The 17,331-nt window shown below is 66.6% G+C and carries 15 protein-coding genes; 9 read left to right on the top strand and 6 right to left on the bottom strand.

What is annotated here, in order from left to right:
• The first annotated feature begins 24 nt into the window (after positions 1 to 24).
• Genes SNE35_RS29405 through SNE35_RS29395 form a run of 3 tightly spaced genes read left to right on the top strand, consistent with a single transcriptional unit; the run spans position 25 to position 3,593 of the window.
• Positions 25 to 768: a fimbrial biogenesis chaperone gene (locus tag SNE35_RS29405; protein WP_320426620.1), complete on the top strand. Its 744-nt coding sequence runs from the start codon at positions 25 to 27 to the stop codon at positions 766 to 768.
• Positions 734 to 3,094: a fimbria/pilus outer membrane usher protein gene (locus SNE35_RS29400; RefSeq protein WP_320426619.1), complete on the top strand. Its 2,361-nt coding sequence runs from the start codon at positions 734 to 736 to the stop codon at positions 3,092 to 3,094. Before SNE35_RS29405 ends, SNE35_RS29400 begins: the two co-directional genes overlap by 35 nt.
• Positions 3,095 to 3,131: 37 nt before the next feature.
• Entirely contained in the window at positions 3,132 to 3,593 is a 462-nt protein-coding gene (locus SNE35_RS29395) for a Csu type fimbrial protein (RefSeq protein WP_320426618.1), read from the top strand.
• Positions 3,594 to 3,609: 16 nt separating this feature from the next.
• On the opposite strand, the gene SNE35_RS29390 is transcribed toward SNE35_RS29395, so the two are convergent.
• Complete coding sequence (locus SNE35_RS29390; RefSeq protein WP_320426617.1) at positions 3,610 to 4,446, bottom strand: response regulator; 837 nt, start codon at positions 4,444 to 4,446, stop codon at positions 3,610 to 3,612.
• Positions 4,447 to 4,624: 178 nt separating this feature from the next.
• On the opposite strand from SNE35_RS29390, the gene SNE35_RS29385 reads away from it, so the two are divergent.
• The 3 genes from SNE35_RS29385 (at position 4,625) to SNE35_RS29375 (ending at position 6,265) form a co-directional block, all read left to right on the top strand.
• Complete coding sequence (locus SNE35_RS29385) at positions 4,625 to 5,227, top strand: GNAT family N-acetyltransferase (RefSeq protein ID WP_320426616.1); 603 nt, start codon at positions 4,625 to 4,627, stop codon at positions 5,225 to 5,227.
• 139 nt (positions 5,228 to 5,366) lie between these two features.
• On the top strand, positions 5,367 to 5,762 hold the full coding sequence (locus SNE35_RS29380) for a nuclear transport factor 2 family protein (protein ID WP_320426615.1): 396 nt from the start codon (positions 5,367 to 5,369) through the stop codon (positions 5,760 to 5,762).
• Entirely contained in the window at positions 5,756 to 6,265 is a 510-nt protein-coding gene (locus SNE35_RS29375; RefSeq protein ID WP_320426614.1) for a GNAT family N-acetyltransferase, read from the top strand. The genes SNE35_RS29380 and SNE35_RS29375 overlap by 7 nt, the downstream gene beginning before the upstream one ends.
• A 9-nt stretch (positions 6,266 to 6,274) precedes the next feature.
• Here SNE35_RS29375 and glgX read toward each other — a convergent pair whose 3' ends face one another.
• A complete protein-coding gene (glgX, locus tag SNE35_RS29370) occupies positions 6,275 to 8,377 on the bottom strand; it encodes a glycogen debranching protein GlgX (RefSeq protein ID WP_320426613.1) in 2,103 nt (700 codons plus the stop codon).
• 79 nt (positions 8,378 to 8,456) lie between these two features.
• Between glgX and SNE35_RS29365 the strand changes: the two genes are divergently transcribed.
• The 3 genes from SNE35_RS29365 (at position 8,457) to SNE35_RS29355 (ending at position 10,295) form a co-directional block, all read left to right on the top strand.
• Positions 8,457 to 8,828, top strand: coding sequence for a YciI family protein (locus SNE35_RS29365; RefSeq protein WP_320426612.1), 372 nt, complete (start codon positions 8,457 to 8,459; stop codon positions 8,826 to 8,828).
• Between the two features lie 130 nt (positions 8,829 to 8,958).
• Entirely contained in the window at positions 8,959 to 9,627 is a 669-nt protein-coding gene (locus tag SNE35_RS29360) for a hypothetical protein (protein WP_320426611.1), read from the top strand.
• Entirely contained in the window at positions 9,627 to 10,295 is a 669-nt protein-coding gene (locus SNE35_RS29355; RefSeq protein ID WP_320426610.1) for a hypothetical protein, read from the top strand. Before SNE35_RS29360 ends, SNE35_RS29355 begins: the two co-directional genes overlap by 1 nt.
• Positions 10,296 to 10,694: 399 nt before the next feature.
• On the opposite strand, the gene SNE35_RS29350 is transcribed toward SNE35_RS29355, so the two are convergent.
• From SNE35_RS29350 to glgB, 4 genes are read right to left on the bottom strand one after another with little or no spacing between them, the layout of a single operon-like run.
• Complete coding sequence (locus tag SNE35_RS29350; RefSeq protein ID WP_431312808.1) at positions 10,695 to 12,284, bottom strand: alpha-D-glucose phosphate-specific phosphoglucomutase; 1,590 nt, start codon at positions 12,282 to 12,284, stop codon at positions 10,695 to 10,697.
• Between the two features lie 47 nt (positions 12,285 to 12,331).
• A complete protein-coding gene (gene glgA, locus SNE35_RS29345; RefSeq protein WP_320426608.1) occupies positions 12,332 to 13,807 on the bottom strand; it encodes a glycogen synthase GlgA in 1,476 nt (491 codons plus the stop codon).
• A gap of 2 nt (positions 13,808 to 13,809) precedes the next feature.
• Positions 13,810 to 15,069 (bottom strand): glucose-1-phosphate adenylyltransferase, encoded by a 1,260-nt coding sequence (gene glgC / locus SNE35_RS29340; RefSeq protein ID WP_320426607.1) that lies wholly within the window; start codon positions 15,067 to 15,069, stop codon positions 13,810 to 13,812.
• A 9-nt stretch (positions 15,070 to 15,078) separates the two neighbouring features.
• Positions 15,079 to 17,256 carry a 1,4-alpha-glucan branching protein GlgB gene (gene glgB, locus SNE35_RS29335; protein WP_320426606.1) on the bottom strand — a complete coding sequence of 726 codons (2,178 nt, stop codon included), beginning with the start codon at positions 17,254 to 17,256 and terminating at the stop codon, positions 15,079 to 15,081.
• Positions 17,257 to 17,331: the final 75 nt, after the last annotated feature.

The raw sequence follows: 17,331 nt of genomic DNA, 5'->3' as shown, positions 1-17,331 counted from the left end.
CTCGAGCTCAGAAGGAGTACCGCCATGAACCGCTGGATTCTGTTGCTGGTTTTCGCCCTGTGCTCGCCGCTGGCTGCACGGGCCTCCGACGTCACGCTGATGCCGGTCAACGTGCGGCTCGACCGCAACAACGACCGGGCCACGGTGCAGGTCGTCAACAACGGCGCGGAGCCGGTGATGATGCAGGCCGACGCGATCTCCTGGACCCGCGTCAACGGCGTCGACCAGGACGGCCCCACCACCGACCTGATCGTCAACCCGCCGGTCTTCACCGTGCAGCCGGGCCAGACGCAGGTGCTGCGCCTGGGCCTGCGCCGCAACCAGGAGCTGCAGCAGGAAGGCACTTACCGCATCGTGCTGCGCGAGGTGCCGATCCCGCGCGCCGCCGATTCCGCACAGGTCTCGGGCAGCGTGCGCGTGCTGGTGACGATGCGGGTGCCGGTGTTCGTGGCGCCCGCGCAGGTCAAGCGCAGCGAGCAGTGGAAGGTGAGTCGCGCGTCCAACGGCGACCTGCTGGCCGAGGTTTCCAACCAGGGCAATGTGCACCTGAAGATCGCCGAGCTGCGCCTGCAGGGCGAGGGCGGCGAGGCGCTGGCCGCGCTGACGCAGAAGGGCAGCACCTCGGTCATCTTCCCGGGCGAGCAGCGCGTGTTCCGCTTGCCCGGCAACACGGCCGTCGCGGCCGCGAGGGTGCAGGTGCAGACCGACGAAGGGGTGAGGATGGTGGCACTGAATGACCTGGCGGATCCGGCTCGGGACCGCCCCTGACAGCCCCTGCCTGACCGCGCTGGCGACGGCGTTGCTGTTGTTCCTTGTCCTGCCGTCCTCCGCCGCCACCGCCGTTACCGCGCAGGCCGAGTCTCGCCCCCAGTGGGGTGAGACTTTGCTGCTGGCGCTGACGATCAACGGCGTGCCGCAGGACGCGATGCTGCGGGCGGTGCGCCTCAGCGAAGGACTGGCGGTGCCGCAATCATCCTGGGACGAACTGCACCTGCGCCTGCCGCCGACCGGCACGCCGCGCGTGATCGACGGCGAGCTGCACGTGCTGCTCGGCAACGACGGCCCGCTGCGCTGGCGCATCGACGAGGGCACGCAGACGCTGGAGATCGAGGCACCGGCCTCGGCCTTCGTCGCGCAGCAGCTCGACCTGGCGCCCGGCGTGCCGCGCGTGACCCAGCCCTCCGCCTGGGCGCCGTTCATCAACTACGACGCGCAATGGCAGCACGACCGTGGCAGCCAGGACGCCGCCGACGTGCTCTGGGAGCTGGGCCTGTTCGGCCCGCACGGCGACTTCAGCAGCACCGGCCTCGTGCGCACCGAGGCCCGCGGCGTGCGCCTGGACACGCGCTGGCAGCACGACATGCCCGAGCGCCTGGCGCGGCTGACGGTGGGCGACGCGATCAACCAGTCCGGCGCCTGGGGCCGGCCGGTGCGCTTCGGCGGCCTGCAGTGGGGCACCGATTTCTCGCTGCAGCCGGGCTTCCTGAGCTTCCCGCTGCCAACCTTGCGCGGCGAGGCGGCGTTGCCTTCGACGCTGGACGTGTACGTCAACAACGGCCAGCGCCTGCAGAGCCGGCTGCAGCCCGGCGCCTTCGACCTGACGGACCTGCCCGTCGTCACCGGCCAGGGCGAGATCAAGACTGTCGTCAAGGACCTGCTGGGCCGCGAGCAGGTCGTCGTCACCCCGTACTACGTCAGCCCCGCGCTGCTGAAGCCCGGGCTGCGCGCCGGCAGCTTCGAGGTCGGCATGATCCGCGAGGACTACGGCATCGCCAGCAACCACTACGGCCGCGGCATGCTGACCGCGACCGAGCGCCGCGGTCTCACCGATCGCTTCACCGGCGAGCTGCGTGCCGAGCTGACCCGCTCGCAGCAGGCCCTGGGCTTCAGCGGCTGGACGCTGTGGCCCGCGCTCGGCACGGCCAGCGCCTCGGCGGTGGCGAGCCACTCCAGCACCATGGGCGGTGGCTGGATGCTCGCGGCCGGCCTGGACCGCCAGGCGCGCGACTGGAGCGGCAGCGTCCAGGTGCGCCGCATGAGCCCCGGCTTCAGCCAGGTCGGCCAGCTCGACGGCACCTCGCCGCGGCTCGTCGTGGCGATGGCCGTCGGTACGGCCTGGCACGGCCAGTCGATCGGCCTGGGCTACACGCTGCAGCAGGGCGGACCGGTCGAGAGCAAGCTGGCGCAGGTGAACTACAGCAGCTCGCTCGGCCCCTACGGCTACCTGGGCCTGGCACTGTTCCGCGACTTCAGCCCCGGCGGCAGCGGCACTTCGCTGTCCTTGAGCTGGAGCTATGCGCTCGATGCGCGCCACAGCGCGGGCCTCAGCGTGCAGCGCCAGCCCGATGGCCGAGGCGGCTCCAGCACCCAGCTGCAGGCACAGCTGCAGCGCAATGCCGGCATCGGCTCCGGCCTGGGCTACCAGCTGCTGGCCGAGACCGACGGCCACCAGCTCGCGCAGGCAACCTGGCAGGGCGAGCACGCGGTGCTCAGCGGCGGCGTGGCGCGGCGTGGCGACGACACCGAGATCCGCGCCGGCGCCAGCGGTGGCTTCGCGCTGCTGGACGGCAGCGTCTTCTCCGGCCGGCGCATCGAAGGCGGCATCGCGCTGGTGGACGTCGGCGGCCATGCCGGCGTGCGCGTGCTGCAGGACAACCAGGTCGTCGCCCACACCGATGCGCGGGGTCGCGCCTTCGTCACCGGCCTGCGCGGCTACCAGACCAATCGCGTCGGCATCGACGCCTCCGACCTGCCGATGGACGCCGAGCTGGAGGCGCTGGAGATCCGCCTCACGCCGGCCGCGCGCAGCGCCGCGTACATCGATTTCCCGGTGCACCGTGGTCGCTCGGTCAGCCTGCGCGTGGTCGACGCCGCCGGCCGGCCGCTGCCGCCCGGCACCTTGCTGCAGACGATCGGCCAGCCGCGCAGCTACCCGGTGGGCTACGACGGCCGCGCCTATCTGGCGGGCCTGGATGAAGGCCTCAACCATGCGGCCGCCGCCTGGGCGGATGGCCATTGCCAGCTCGAATTCACCTTGCCGCCGCAGGGCGACGATGATGAGCTGCCCGACCTCGGTTCCTTGACATGCAGGTGACGCGATGAGAAATATATCCAGACGGTTACTTGTGACGATGGCGCTGGGTTCGGGGGGCAGCGCCTGGGCGCTGTGCCTGCCGGTCGTCTGCACCTGCACGATCGCGACGACCAACGTCGCCTTCGGCAACTACAGCCCGCTGGCCTTCGGCAATACCGACACCAGCGCGAGCCTGAAGATCACCTGCGGCGGCGTCGTCGGGCTGCTGATCCCGTTCGACATCGCGCTCAGCGCCGGCGGCAGCGGCAGCCTCACGAACCGGCGCATGACCAGCGGCGCCAACACGCTGAACTACAACCTCTACTCCGACCCCGCCTACACCACCGTCTGGGGCGACGGCACGGCGGCGCCGCTCGTCAGCTCCGGCGTGACGCTGGACCTGCTGGGCCTGGCGCCGGCGCAGCAGTTCTGGATCTACGGCCGCATCCCCGGCCGCCAGCTGTTGGCGGTGCCCGGCTTCTACGTGGATGCGCTGAGCGTCACCGTCACGTACTACTAGGGCCTGCCCTCGGCCCTCACGAGGCGGCGAAGGAAGTGGCCTGGTTCAGGCTCAGCATGCCGCGCACGGGCAGTGGATCGGTGGCGAACAGCGCCATGCCCAGCTCGACCTTCAGTGCCGAGCCGCGTTCGCCGGCGCTGACCGGCTCGCCCATCATGGCGCCGAGCCGGCTCGCGCGCTCTGCCGCCGGGGCGGCGTCGTCGAGCTGGGGCATCACCAGGCTGAACTGCGTGGCCGAGCGGCGCACCAGCACCTCGGTGCCGGCCTCGTCGCTGGCTTCGCGCATCCGCTCGATCAGCAGGTGCGTGACCAGGTCGGCCTGCACCGCGGGAATGCTGCGCGGCGCGCTCAGGCGCAGCACGTAGACGGCGAGGCTCATGCCGTCGCGCAGGGCGCTGCGAGTCGATTGGGCCAGGCGCTCGCACAGCGGGACGTTGTTGTACAGGCCGCGCAGGCCCTCGCGCAGCAGCGTGGAGCTGTCGCCGCCGGCGGACAGGCGCGGCGCCTGCGCCAGCTCGGCGAACAGCGCGTCCATGTCGGTCGCCTTGTCGTAGAAGGCATCGGCGCCGGCGGCCAGGCAGTCCTCCCAGCAGACCGGGCGCTCCTGGCTGGTCATCACGGCGATGCGGCAGCTGTGGCCTCGGCGGCGTAACTCCGCCAGCAGATGCAGGCCCGAGCCCTCGGCCAGCGGCAGCGACATCAGGATCAGGTCCGGCCGGGTCCAGTCGATCAGGGCCAGCGCCTGCGTCTCGCCATTGGCCTCGCCAACGACACGCACACCCGGCATCGCCCGTAGCTTGCGCACCAGCAACCGACGATTCGCCACCGAGCCTTCCACCAGAAAAATCCTCATGGGCCACCTCCCGTTTCAATGGCCTCCATGGTTGCAAACCCCGCGTCCGCCCGGCAGTGGGCGATGCCGGCGGTACCGGTGCAGCAAAGCTGCAATGTGCGGTAGGGGGATTGCCTACGGTCCTGCGAGACCGTGACGGGGCTCACGAACGGGCGGGTTCTAGCGCTAGAGTGCGCCGATGCCGATCACCACGCTTCCCGTTTCACCCATAGAGGGCGTTCACACGATTGAACTCACGACGGACAGGGCGCCACTGCTGCAGCAGTTCTTCGATGAGAACCCGGCGTATTTCCTGGCGACGGCGGGCGAGCCTGCCGGACCCAACGAAGGGTTGGAGGAGATCACCAGCGAACTGCCCGCGGGAATGAGCTTCACGAAGAAATGGGTCATCGGCTATGTCGGCACGAATGGCGCGCTGGTCGCCATGGCCAACGTCATCACCGACCTACTGGCAGGTTCCATCTTCCACATCGGCACCTTCATCGTGGCGACTGATCGTCACGGCAGCGGAGATGCGCAGGTGTTGAATGACGGGCTCGAACAATGGGCCATGACCAATGGCGCGGCCTGGCTTCGTCTCGGCGTCGTGCAGGGCAATACGCGAGCCGAGAGGTTCTGGGCCTCCCGGGGCTACATTCTGGTCCGCGAGCGCCCGGGCATCGAGATGGGCAAGCGAATCGTCACGGTGCGGAACATGGTCAAGCCGCTTCGTGGAGGCACTCTTGAGCAGTACTTCGCGCTTGCGCCGCGCGACCGGCCGGTGGCCGATGGTGAGCTCTGACATGGAAAACTTCCGATCCGCTTCTGTAGGTTGGAGTGAACGAAGTGAACTCCAACGTCCTATTGCGCGGCTGCTTGTTGGAGTTCGCGGTGCTCACTCCAACCTACGGATTGACCGGCTCAAGCGCTAGAGTGCGTTGATGCAAACCCGATCCGCCATCGACGTGGTCCACGATTTCTGGTCACGCATGGCCACCAATGATTTCGCTTCGGTGGCCGCCGTGCTCGCGCCCGAGTTCACCCTGGAATGGCCGCAGTCCAACGAGCGCATCCGTGGCGCGGAACGCTTCATCCAGATGAATTCCGAGTACCCGGCCAACGGACCCTGGCGCTTCACGGTCAATCGCGTTACCGGGAATGAACGCGAGGCGGTGTCGGATGTCTTCGTCACCGACGGCGTGCAGTCAGCGAGGGCAATCTCGTTCTTCGACGTGGCGGACGGACGGATCACCCGTCTCGTCGAGTTCTGGCCGGAGCCCTACGCTGCTCCGGCCAACAGGGCACATCTCGTCGAACCCATCGAAGCGCCATGCTGATTCCCAGCCTCCACTCGCAACGTCTCGACCTCATTCCTCCGGATCGCTCCTGCGAATCGGCGTATCAGCGCTTCTACACGGATGCCGAGGCGTCTGCGGCCTATGGCGGCCCTCTGTCGCCTGCTGCGGCTTGGTCTCGCCTCGTCTATGACGTCGGCTGCTGGCATGTCCAGGGCTTCGGGGTCTGGGCCCTCCGCCGGCGCGAGGATGCGGCGGTCATCGGTGTCTGTGGCTTCTGGCAAGGCCATGGCTGGCCGCGGGAGCTCACTTGGTGGCTTCTCCCCGAGGCGCGAGGTCAAGGCTATGCGCTCGAAGCCTCGCGTGCCGCTGTCGAACATGCCTACGCCGAATTTCATTGGCAAGCCGTTCAAACTTACTGTGCCGATTCGAATGAACCAGCAAAGGCGCTGATAGCCCGGCTGGGCGGCGTGCAAGTGTCGAGGCAGTCATTTCCAGACGGCGAGGATCGGAACGTCTACCAATTTCAACGGCCGGCCGTCTAGTCTTTTCGCTCACGAGTCGATCGCGTGCCCGGCCGTCGCCAGCGTCGTCAATGCCGCGAAAGCGCCGGGCGGTAGCGCGACCTCGCCGTCGCCTTCGCGCCAGCGGCCCGTCTCGCGCGCATCGAAGCTGGCGGCGGCGATTTGCCAGCTGCCGTTGATGTTGCCGGGCAGCTGGAAGGTGGTCTCGCTGCCGCTGCCGTTGAACAGCAGCAGCAGCGGCGTCTTGGCGCGGCCGGGCTTGCCGATCAAGCAGCCCAGCGCAGGGTTGCCTGCGCGGCCCCAGTCGGAGATCTCCATCGCGCGGCCGTCGGCTCGCAGCCAGGCGAGGTCGGGCAGGCCCAGGCGGTCGGGCACGCCGTCGTACCAGCGGTTGGCGAAGGGCAGGGCCTCGCGGCGCAGCGACAGCAGCCGGCCGACGTAGGCGATCAGCGATTCGTCGGCGCGGGACCAGTCGAGCCAGTTGGTCTCGTTGTCCTGGCAGTAGGGGTTGTTGTTGCCCCGGCTGCTGTGGCCGAACTCGTCGCCGGCGGCCAGCATCGGCGTGCCCTGGCTCAGCAGCGCGCTGGCTAGCAGCGCGCGTTTGACGCGGTCGCGCCGGGCCGTGATGGTCGGGTCGTTGCTGGGGCCTTCGACGCCGAAATTCGCGCTGTGGTTGGTGCCGTGGCCGTCGCGGTTGTTCTCGCCGTTGGCCTCGTTGTGGCGCTCGGCGTAGCTGACCAGGTCGTGCAGGGTGAAGCCGTCGTGCGAGACGACGTAGTTGACCGATTCGGCCGGCGCGCGGCCCTTGGCCTGGTAGACTTCCGACGAGGCGCATAGCCGCTGCGCGAACTCGCCCACGGTGCGCGTACCCTCGATCCAGAAGGCACGCATCGTGTCGCGGAAGCGGTCATTCCATTCGAGCCAGCCGGGCGGGAAGTTGCCGAGCTGGTAGCCGCCGGGGCCGACGTCCCAGGGCTCGGCGATCATCTTCAGCGGCGACAGCAGCGGATCCTGCGCCAGCGCGGTGAAGAAGGCGGCGCGGGCGTCGAATCCCGCATCGTCTCGGCCCAGCACCGGCGCGAGGTCGAAGCGGAAGCCGTCCACGTGCATCTCACCGGCCCAGTAGCGCAGGCTGTCCAGCACCATCTGCAGCACGCGCGGTTCGCGCAGGTCGAAGGCGTTGCCGCAGCCGGTCGGGTTCTCGTACAGCGCCTTCGCTTCGGGCAGCAGCCGGTAGTAGGCGGCGTTGTCCAGGCCGCGGAAGGACAGCGTGGGGCCCAGCTCGTCGCCTTCGGCGCTGTGGTTGAAGACCACGTCGAGGATCACCTCGATGCCGGCGCGGTGCAGCGCCTTGACCATGTTGCGGAACTCGTCGCGCAGCGGCTCCAGGCCGGCGGCCAGGCGCGGGTCGGGGCTGAAGAAACCGATCGTGTTGTAGCCCCAGTAGTTGCTGAGGCCCATCTGGTCGAGGCGGTACTCGTCGATCCGGTACTGCACCGGCAGCAGCTGCACGGCCGTGATGCCTAGGCGCTTCAGGTGCGCGATGGACACCTCATGCGCGAGGCCCGCGTAGCTACCGCGCAGCGCCTCGGGCACTTCTGGATGCAGCTTCGTGAAGCCCTTGACGTGCATCTCGTAGATCACGGTCTCGGCCAGCGGCCGGTGCAGCGGGCGGTCGCCTTCCCAGTCGAACGGATCGTCCGAGCCCTCGGCGATCACGCGGGCCTTCAGCGCCCAGCGGGCGTTGTCGCTCGGGTCCATGTGGGCGGGGAAGTTCAGGTCGGCGCCGAAGTGCTCGTCACGCCACTGGAACTCGCCGACGATCTCGCGGGCGTACGGGTCCAGCAGCAGCTTGTTCGGGTTGTAGCGGTGGCCGCGCTCCGGCCGCCACGGGCCCTGCGCGCGCAGGCCGTAGACGAGGCCGGGGCCGGCCTCGGGCAGATAGCCGTGCCAGACATCGCGACTGCGGCCCGGCAGCGGCGTGCGCGACAGCTCGCGCCCGTCGACGGCATCGAACAGGCACAGGTCGACGCTGTAGGCGTGGGCCGAGAACACCGCGAAGTTGACGCCATGTCCGTCCCAGTGCGCACCCATCGGCCAGGCGCGGCCTTCTTCGAGTTTGGCTGAATTCATGGGCGATAGTTTGAATGATCCTGTCGATCCCCGACCCTCGTCTTCGTCGTCAGGGCATTGCCAACCCGGAAGGACCCCCATGAAATACCTCGGCCTCGCCTACTTCACCCCCGAAAAATTCGCCGCGATGGCGCCCGACGACGTCAAGGCCCTGGTCAGCCAGTGCCCGGCGCTGGACGAGAAGATGCGTGCCACCGGCAAGGTGCTGGTCTCCGCCTCGCTCGGCGACCTGGAGAACTGGCGCACGCTGCGCCCGCGCGCCGGCAAGACGCAGATCACCGATGGGCCTTACACCGAGACGAAGGAAGTGGTGGGCGGGCTGTTCATCATTGAGGCGAAAAGCCAGGAGGAGGCGCTGCGGATCGCGGCCATGCATCCGGCGGCGACCTTGGGGGAAGAAGGTGGATGGGCGGTCGAACTGATCCCGATGGATTTTTATTTGAGCCGTTGAGCAATCGGCGACGTGTACCAGCGGCCGAAGATGGCCCACATGAAGCTGTGCGCCTGCCGCTCTTTCTAACTCGGGCACATTACGCGCTGCAATGGTTAAAGCGTTCTTTGGGTAGATCGAGGGTTTGCCGATGTTCAATAGCGTTTCACGAGAGGGCAAGGATTTTGAATATCATCTTAATAGGACTATGGTGCGCCTCAATGAGGCGTTTAAAATCATATTTCCGAGCATGCCGATCGAAACGCTCAACTATATCTATTGGCGCGTGCTAATGGACGAAAACGCAGCGCAATCTCTCGAGCGCAGTTTTGGAGTTTCGGGGCAGAACCTGCGCCAATATCCTATTGTCATGGGTTGTATTTGCTGCGCGCGCGCCAAAAGAGCCCTCGACCATAGTCGTTCCCGATTCGCCTGGAACTCTCTCGCGAGAGCCTCATACTTCGCTGGATCTGCAATACTTGAAAGATCGCTTGAAATTTTCATGCCTGAGTTCAAGCACGATGCAGAGCAAAAAGCGCTGTCGGAGATGAGGTCTAAGGGAGGTAAGCAAAGAGTCGCGCCGTGGAAAACGGTTGAAGACGAGCTGGTACGGCTAGTGATACTTGAAGGCGAGAAAGGGAAGTGTTGGACCACAGAGCGGCAGATCGTCAGACATTTTCGAATGGCCATCATTGGCATTGCTGAGAAGAGCAAACTTAAAATCTCAGAGGCCACTATGGTTGACACTTTTTCGAGGCGATTGAAACAACGTGGAACAGATATCGGAAAATATCTGCGGAAGAAGGGGGCGGGGGAGTGATGTTCGGCTATTCCGAGAAAAGCTTTGGCTTCCTTACGGAAGACCAGTTATGCCGCGTTGTGCTGGCGTCCCTGATCAAGATCTGCGAGAGTAGATCAATGGAGGGCGTGGAAAAAATCTCCAAGTATTTTGCTTTGCCCTCAAATTCAGTTGAAATTGACGCAGACTCCGAGCACAGAAGAATTGCCACTGAGAAGGAGGGGCGACTAAACCTTGCTGATAGCATTTACCTTTCTTATTGCTTCTGCGTTCATGCCAGTCAATCGGAAAGATTTGGTCAAAAAAAAGCTGCTCGCTCCTTCCTGATCGACGCATTCTTCCATCTTGGGGAGGCGCAATCGAATGCGTTGAATGAACCTAAAATTGAAAATCTGTTGGAAGCAATCAAAGGTAAAGCTCGGTCCAACAATGCAAGTTCCAGCGTCAACGTATCGGCAGCGGGCTGGAAGAAGGTTAGAGAAGAAGCCCTTCGGCTGGTTCGCGAGCGGGCAGAAAGTGGCGCTCGCTGGTCGGACCCTACGGCTGCGGCTCGCGCCATTGCCGACGGTGTTGAAAAGTTCATGGAGACACTGCCGGGCAAGCGCTTCCAGAGCGAGAAGAGTCGGGAGACCGCTATCGCAGGTTGGATTCGCGAGATGCCCGGAATTGAGGAGTTCCTGGTCAAGTGAAGCCGGTAGATTTGTTTGCGAGTGCTAGAAGACGATGTGGCTCGGCCTGTCGATGGTCGCTATCGTGACGGCTCCTTCAACTTCTCCAGGAGAGAAATCATGTTCGGTGCAATTCTCAAGGCAGTCGTCGTCGTTATCGTCACGAAAACCGCCGAGGCGATCATTGAGAAGATCGAAAAGTAAAGGGCGAGGCACATACACGAGTGTCGGCTGGCGTCCTAACTCTCAGGCATCCCGCGCCGGTTGGCACATCAATCCAACCACACTAAATCAACCCCCGGGCATCCTGAGGGTTTTATGTATGAACCCACTAATCTGCCGAGTTGCCGCCTTCTATGACGAAACTTACTTCGCGAAGGTTTCGGCCTAGTACGCCTCCTAGAATGCCAGTCACCCGGCTCAGGTAATCACATCCGGCCGTTCTCGGTCGGTCCTCTCCCGAATCTCCGCCAGCTTCCCAGCCAGCGCGATCAGATCGGCCAGTGCCGCCTGCGTATCCAGGCCGTGCTGGCTCGTATCGGCCTCATAGCGCTCGATGTAGACGCGCAAGGTGGAGCCGGTGGTGCCGGTGCCGGAGAGGCGGTAGACGATGCGCGAGCCGTCCTCGAAGACGACGCGCAGGCCCTGGTTCTTCGAGACGCTGCCGTCCACCGGATCGGTGTAGCTGAAGTCGTCGGCGAACTTGAGCTTGGGCAGTTGCAGGCCGGCGTCGATCTTGGCGCTCAGGTCGGCCATCAGCTTCTTGGCGGCGGTGGAGTCGATCTCTTCGTAGTCGTGGCGGGTGTAGTAGTTGCGGCCGTAGCTGGCCCAGTGCTCCTGGGCGATCTGCATCGCGCTCTGCTTGCGCTGGCAGAGGATGGTGAGCCACAGCAGCACGGCCCAGATGCCGTCCTTCTCGCGCACGTGGTTGGAGCCGGTGCCGGCGCTTTCCTCGCCGCACAAGGTGATCTTGCCGGCGTCGAGCAGGTTGCCAAAGAACTTCCAGCCGGTGGGCGTCTCGAAGCAGGGCACGCCCAGGCGTTCGGCAACGCGGTCCACCGCGCCGCTGGTGGGCATCGAGCGGGCCACGCCGGCGATGCCGCCCGCGTAGGCCGGCGCCAGGTGCGCGTTGGCGGCCAGCATGGCCAGCGAATCGGAGGGCGAGATGAAGAGGTCGCGGCCGATGATCAGGTTGCGGTCGCCGTCGCCATCGGAGGCGGCGCCGAGGTCCGGCGCGCCGGGCGCCATCATCTGGTCGTACAACGCCTTGGCGTGGACGAGGTTGGGGTCGGGATGATGGCCGCCGAAGTCCTTCAGCGGCGTGCCGTTGTGGACCGTGCCTGGTGCGGCGCCGAGTTCACCCTCGAAGATCGCGTGGGCGTAGGGGCCTGTGACGGCGTGCATCGCGTCGAAGGCGAGGCGGAAGCCGCCGGCGAACATCGCCTTCAAGGCCGGGAAGTCGAACAGCTGCTTCATCAGCTGGACATAGTCGGCGACGGAGTCGATCACCTCGACCGTCATGCCGCCGTAGCGGTGCGCCCCCGGGCGCGAGACGTCAAGCTCGGGCAGGTCGAGGGTCAGGAACTCGTTGATGCGCTGCGACTCGGCATACATCGCATCGGTCAGCTTTTCCGGCGCGGGGCCGCCGTTGCCGGCATTGAACTTGATGCCGAAGTCGCCCTCGGGCCCACCGGCGTTGTGGCTGGCCGAGAGGATCAGGCCGCCGAAGGCCTTGTTCTTGCGGATCACGTTCGACGCGGCCGGCGTCGACAGGATGCCGTTGGCGCCGACCAGCACGCGGGCGAAGCCGTTGGCAGCGGCCATCTTCAGCACCAGCTGGATCGCGGCGTCGTTGAAGTAGCGGCCGTCGCCGCCGAGCACCAAGGTGAGGCCCGTGAAGCCTCCATCCGGCCGCACGGCATTGAACACCGACTGGACGAAGTTCGCCAAGTAGTTGCCGGACTGGAACTCGGTGACCCGCTTGCGCAGGCCGCTGGTGCCGGGCTTCATGCCGGCGATCGGCTGGGTGGGGATGCGTTGGACGGCGGGGATCTTGCTCACTTGTGCGATTCCTTGGCGACGAGCCTGGCATAGAGCGCCGCGTACTCCGCGGCGGAGGACCGCCAGCCGACGTCCGCCGCCATGCCGTTGCGCTGGATGCGCAGCCAGTCGGCAGGCTGATGGCGGAACAGTTGGACGGCGCGGCGAAGCGCTTCCAGCAGGCCCTCGGCTGTCACGTCGGCAAACTGGATGCCCGTGCCGACGCCGGCCTTCAGCGCGGCGTCGTTGGCGTCGATGACGGTGTCGGCCAGGCCGCCCACGCGCGCGACGATCGGTACGCAGCCGTAGCGCAGACCGTAAAGTTGTGTGAGACCGCAGGGCTCGAAGCGCGAGGGCACGAGGATCGCGTCGCTGCCGCCCTGCAGCAGGTGCGACAGCGGCTCGTCGTAGCCGATGCGCAGGGCCACGCGCTGCGGATGGGTCTGCGCGCCGGCGCGCAGCGCGGCCTCCAGTCCGGCATCGCCGCTGCCGAGGATGGCGAGCCGTGCACCGGTGGCGACGATGGCATCGATGTGCTGCGCGACGAGATCGATGCCCTTCTGTTCGGTCAGCCGGCTGATCATGCAGATGAGCGGCGAGGAGTCGTCCGCGGTCAGGCCGAAGCGCTTCTCGATCTCGCGCTTGTTGGCCAGGCGCGGGGCCAGGTCTTGCGCGCCGTAGCGCGCGGGCAGCAGCGCGTCGGTGGCGGGGTTCCAGACCTCGGTGTCGATGCCGTTGACGATGCCGCTGACGGCGGCCTGCCGCCAGCGCAGCATCGCGTCCATGCCCATGCCGTCGCGATGCGTGCGGATCTCGTGCGCATAGGTCGGGCTGACGGTGGTGATCGCATCGGCGAACTGGATGCCGGCCTTCAGGAAACCGACGTCGCCGAAGTACTCGAGGCCATGCATCGAGAAGGCTTCGTCGGGCAGGCCCAGCTGCGGCCAGACGGCGGCATTGAACTGACCCTGGAAGGCGAGGTTGTGGATCGTCAGCACGGTGGCTGGCTGTTTTTTGCCGCCATTGCCGCCGTTGCCGAGGTAGTGCAGATAGGCCGGCACCAGCGCGCCCTGCCAGTCGTGCACGTGCAGCACGTCGGGCTTCCAGGTCTTCAGCTCGCCCCAGCCGATGCGGGCGGCGGCGTGCGCCAGCGCGGCGTAGCGCTGGGCGTTGTCGGGCCAGTCGCGGCCATTGGCGTCCAGATAGGGGTTGCCGGCGCGATCGTGGAGGTGCGGCGCATCGAGCACCAGCAGGTCCAGGCCCGCCGCCGCGCCGGCCAGCAGCCGGGCCGGGCCGCCGAACCAGAGGGGCCATTCGGCCACCACCTTGGCGCCCGCGTCCAGCGCTGCCAACACTTTGGGATGGCCCGGCAGCAGCGTGCGCACCTGCACACCCAGCGGCGCCAGCGCGCCCGGCAGCGCGCCGGCCACATCGGCCAGCCCGCCGGTTTTCAGCATCGGGAACATCTCCGATGCGACGCTGAGGACTTTCATGCTCAGACCAGCTTGTCGATCATTTCTTGCGTGATCAGGCAGATGCCTTTTTCGGTGCGACGGAAGCGAGCGGCGTCGATCTCGGGATCCTCGCCGACGACCAGTCCGTCCGGGATGCTCACGCCGCGGTCGATGACGACGCGGCTCAGCTTGGAGCCGGCGCCGATGGTCACGTGGGGCAGGATCACGGCATCCTCGATGCTCGAATACGAATGCACGCGCACACCGGTGAACAGCAGCGAGCGCTTCAGCGCGCTGCCGGAGACGATGCAGCCGCCGGACACCAGCGAGCTGATCGCCATGCCGCGCCGGCCTTCGTTGTCGTGGACGAACTTGCAGGGCGCGGCGAGTTCCGAGTAGGTCCAGATCGGCCACTCGGTGTCGTAGATGTCCAGCGCCGGGGTCACGGCGGTCAGGTCGATGTTGGCCTCGAAATAGGCGTCCACCGTGCCGACGTCGCGCCAGTAGGCTTCGGCCTCGTACTCGGAGCGCACGCAGGAGGTCGAGAAGCGGTGCGCCACCGCCTTGCCGTTCTTCACCACGTAGGGAATCAGATCCTTGCCGAAGTCGTGGCTGGAGCTGGGGTTGGCGGCGTCGGCCTTCAGCAGCTCGAACAGGTAGTCGGTGTTGAAGACGTAGATGCCCATCGAGGCCAGCGCCATGTCCGGGTTGCCGGGGATGCCGGGCGGGTCGGCGGGCTTCTCGATGAAGGTGTGGATCACGTCCTTCTCGTCCACATGCATCACGCCGAAGCCGGTGGCTTCCATGCGCGGCACTTCGAGGCAGCCGAGCGTCACATCGGCGCCGGAGTCGACGTGCTGTTGCAGCATCACCTCGTAGTCCATCTTGTAGATGTGATCGCCGGCCAGCACGACGATGTAGCGCGGCGCATAGCTCTCGACGATGTCGATGTTCTGGAACACCGCATCGGCCGTGCCGCGGTACCAGGCGTCTTCCGAAACGCGCTGGCTGGCCGGCAGGATGTCGAAGCTCTCATTGCGCTCGGCGCGCATGAAGCTCCAGCCACGCGTCAGGTGGCGGATCAGGCTGTGCGCCTTGTACTGCGTGGCCACGCCGATGCGGCGGATGCCGGAGTTCAGCGCGTTGGACAGCGCGAAGTCGATGATGCGGGTCTTGCCGCCGAAGTAGACGCCGGGCTTGGCGCGCCGGTCGGTCAGCTCCATCAGGCGGCTGCCGCGGCCACCGGCCAGCACGAAGGCCATCGCGTCGCGGGCGAGGCGGTTTGAACGATTGGGGGTCATGATGGTCTCCTACATCAGCTCGAAGTAGACGGTGGCCAGGGGCGGCATGGACAACTCGATCGAATACGGCTTGCCGTTCCACGGCACGGGCTCGGCGGTGATCTCGCCAAAGGGCGCTCCGACGTTGCTGCCGCCGTAGTAGGCAGAGTCGGTGTTCAGCCGTTCCTTGTAGACGCCGGGCAGCGGCACGCCGATGCGCATGCCGTGGTGCACGGTGGGCGTGAAGTTGCAGGCCACGACGACGATGCGTTCATCCTGCTCGTGGCCGCGGCGCACGAAGCTGATCACCGAGCGCTCGGCATCGCCGTGGTCGATCCATTCGAAGCCGCTGGGGTCGAAGTCGCGCTGGTACAGGGCCGGCGCGCTGCGGTAGAGCTGGTTCAGGTCTTTCACCAGGCGCTGCATGCCGTGATGCAGCGGGATGTCGAGCTGATGCCAGTCCAGGCTCTGCTCGTGGTTCCATTCGCGGCCCTGCGCGAACTCGCAGCCCATGAACAGCAGCTTCTTGCCCGGGTGGCCGTACATGAAGCCGTAGAACGCGCGCAGGTTGGCGAACTTCTGCCAGCCGTCGCCGGGCATCTTCGTGAGCATCGAGCCCTTGCCGTGCACGACCTCGTCGTGCGAGATCGGCAGCACGAAGTTCTCGTTGAAGGCGTAGACCATCGAGAAGGTGATCTCGCCGTGATGGTGCTTGCGGTGGATCGGGTCGCGCGCCATGTACTGCAAGGTGTCGTGCATCCAGCCCATGTTCCACTTGTAGTGGAAGCCCAGGCCGCCGGCATAGGTCGGGCGCGAGACGGCGGGGAAGGCGGTGGACTCCTCGGCCAGGGTCACGGCCTCGGGCCGCTCGCCGCCGACGACCTCGTTCATCCGCTTCAGGAAGGCGATGGCTTCCAGGTTCTCGCGGCCGCCGTGTGCGTTGGGCACCCACTCGCCGGCCTTGCGGCTGTAGTCGCGGTACAGCATCGAAGCCACCGCGTCGACGCGCAGCCCGTCCACACCATAGCGCTCCAGCCAGTACAGCGCATTGCCGACCAGGAAGTTCGCCACCTCGGTGCGGCCGAGGTTGTAGATCAGCGTGTTCCAGTCCTGGTGGAAACCTTCGCGCGGGTCAGCGTACTCGTAGAGGTGGGTGCCGTCGAAGTTCGCCAGGCCGTGCGTGTCGGTCGGGAAATGCGCCGGCACCCAGTCGAGGATCAGGCCGATGCCGGCCGCGTGGCAGCGCTCGACGAAGCGGCGGAAGCCCGCGGCATCGCCGAAGCGTGAGGTGGGCGCGTACATGCCGATCGGCTGGTAGCCCCAGGAGCCATCGAACGGATGCTCGGTGATCGGCAGCAGCTCCAGGTGGGTGAAACCCATCTCGCTGACGTAGCCCACCAGCTGGTCCGACAGCTCGTCCCAGTTCAGCCACTGATTCCCATCTTTGCGGCGCCAGGAGCCGAGGTGGACCTCGTAGATGCTCATCGGCGCGTCGAGCGCATTGGCCTTGCGGCGCTCGGCGTTCAGCGGCAGGACCTCGGGCATCGGCGCGACGACGCTGGCCGTGGCCGGCCGCAGCTCGGCCTGGCGGGCGTAGGGGTCGGCCTTCTGCGGCAGCAGCCGGCCGCCGCTGTCGTGCAGCTGGAACTTGTAGCGCGCGCCGGCCGCCACGCCGGGGATGAACAGCTCCCAGACACCGCATTCGCGGCGCAGGCGCAGCGGGTGGCGGCGGCCATCCCAGTAGTTGAAGTCGCCCAGCAGGCTGACGCTGCTGGCGTTCGGCGCCCAGACGGTGAAGGCGGTGCCGGCCACGCCCAGCATCTCGCGCGGCGTGGCGCCCAGCACCTCGTAGGGCCGCAGGTGCTTGCCTTCGCCAAGCAGCCAGGCATCCATCTCGCCGAGCACCGTCGGGAAGCGGTAGGGGTCGTCGAGCAGCGAGCGATTGCCGTCGTCCCAGGTCACCTGCAGCCGGTAGTCGGGCGCGGCGCCCTTCGGGTAGGCGCCTTCGAAGACGCCATCGTCATGCAGCGCCGTCAGCGTGCACAGCAGGGTCTTGCCGTCGGCCGACCAGGCCTCGACGTGGCGGGCATGGGGCAGCAGCGCGCGCAGGTGGCGCGCGCCGTCCGGGTCTTGGTGCAGGCCCAGGAACGAGAACGGGTCGCCGTGGCGGGCGGCGAGCAGGGCGGCGATCGCTTCGGCGTGCAGCATGGTGCTGGATGCTCGGTTACTGAGGAGGATTTCGCGGGCCGAGCGCCGGGCCGCTCCCAAGCCGGCCCGTCAGGC

Source organism: Roseateles agri, assembly GCF_034043675.1.
Classification (GTDB): Bacteria; Pseudomonadota; Gammaproteobacteria; order Burkholderiales; family Burkholderiaceae_C; genus KK5.
This window is presented reverse-complemented; position numbering and strand designations above follow the sequence as displayed.

Coding starts and splice junctions, on each gene's coding strand:
- SNE35_RS29385 (WP_320426616.1), top strand. CDS start 4,625: ATGCCGATCACCACGCTTCCCGTTTCACCCATAGAGGGCGTTCACACG.
- SNE35_RS29365 (WP_320426612.1), top strand. CDS start 8,457: ATGAAATACCTCGGCCTCGCCTACTTCACCCCCGAAAAATTCGCCGCG.
- SNE35_RS29375 (WP_320426614.1), top strand. CDS start 5,756: ATGCTGATTCCCAGCCTCCACTCGCAACGTCTCGACCTCATTCCTCCG.
- SNE35_RS29395 (WP_320426618.1), top strand. CDS start 3,132: ATGGCGCTGGGTTCGGGGGGCAGCGCCTGGGCGCTGTGCCTGCCGGTC.
- SNE35_RS29380 (WP_320426615.1), top strand. CDS start 5,367: ATGCAAACCCGATCCGCCATCGACGTGGTCCACGATTTCTGGTCACGC.
- SNE35_RS29405 (WP_320426620.1), top strand. CDS start 25: ATGAACCGCTGGATTCTGTTGCTGGTTTTCGCCCTGTGCTCGCCGCTG.
- SNE35_RS29360 (WP_320426611.1), top strand. CDS start 8,959: ATGTTCAATAGCGTTTCACGAGAGGGCAAGGATTTTGAATATCATCTT.
- glgA (WP_320426608.1), bottom strand. CDS start 13,807: ATGAAAGTCCTCAGCGTCGCATCGGAGATGTTCCCGATGCTGAAAACC.
- SNE35_RS29390 (WP_320426617.1), bottom strand. CDS start 4,446: ATGAGGATTTTTCTGGTGGAAGGCTCGGTGGCGAATCGTCGGTTGCTG.
- glgB (WP_320426606.1), bottom strand. CDS start 17,256: ATGCTGCACGCCGAAGCGATCGCCGCCCTGCTCGCCGCCCGCCACGGC.
- glgC (WP_320426607.1), bottom strand. CDS start 15,069: ATGACCCCCAATCGTTCAAACCGCCTCGCCCGCGACGCGATGGCCTTC.
- SNE35_RS29350 (WP_431312808.1), bottom strand. CDS start 12,284: ATGAAGCCCGGCACCAGCGGCCTGCGCAAGCGGGTCACCGAGTTCCAG.
- SNE35_RS29355 (WP_320426610.1), top strand. CDS start 9,627: ATGTTCGGCTATTCCGAGAAAAGCTTTGGCTTCCTTACGGAAGACCAG.
- SNE35_RS29400 (WP_320426619.1), top strand. CDS start 734: ATGACCTGGCGGATCCGGCTCGGGACCGCCCCTGACAGCCCCTGCCTG.
- glgX (WP_320426613.1), bottom strand. CDS start 8,377: ATGAATTCAGCCAAACTCGAAGAAGGCCGCGCCTGGCCGATGGGTGCG.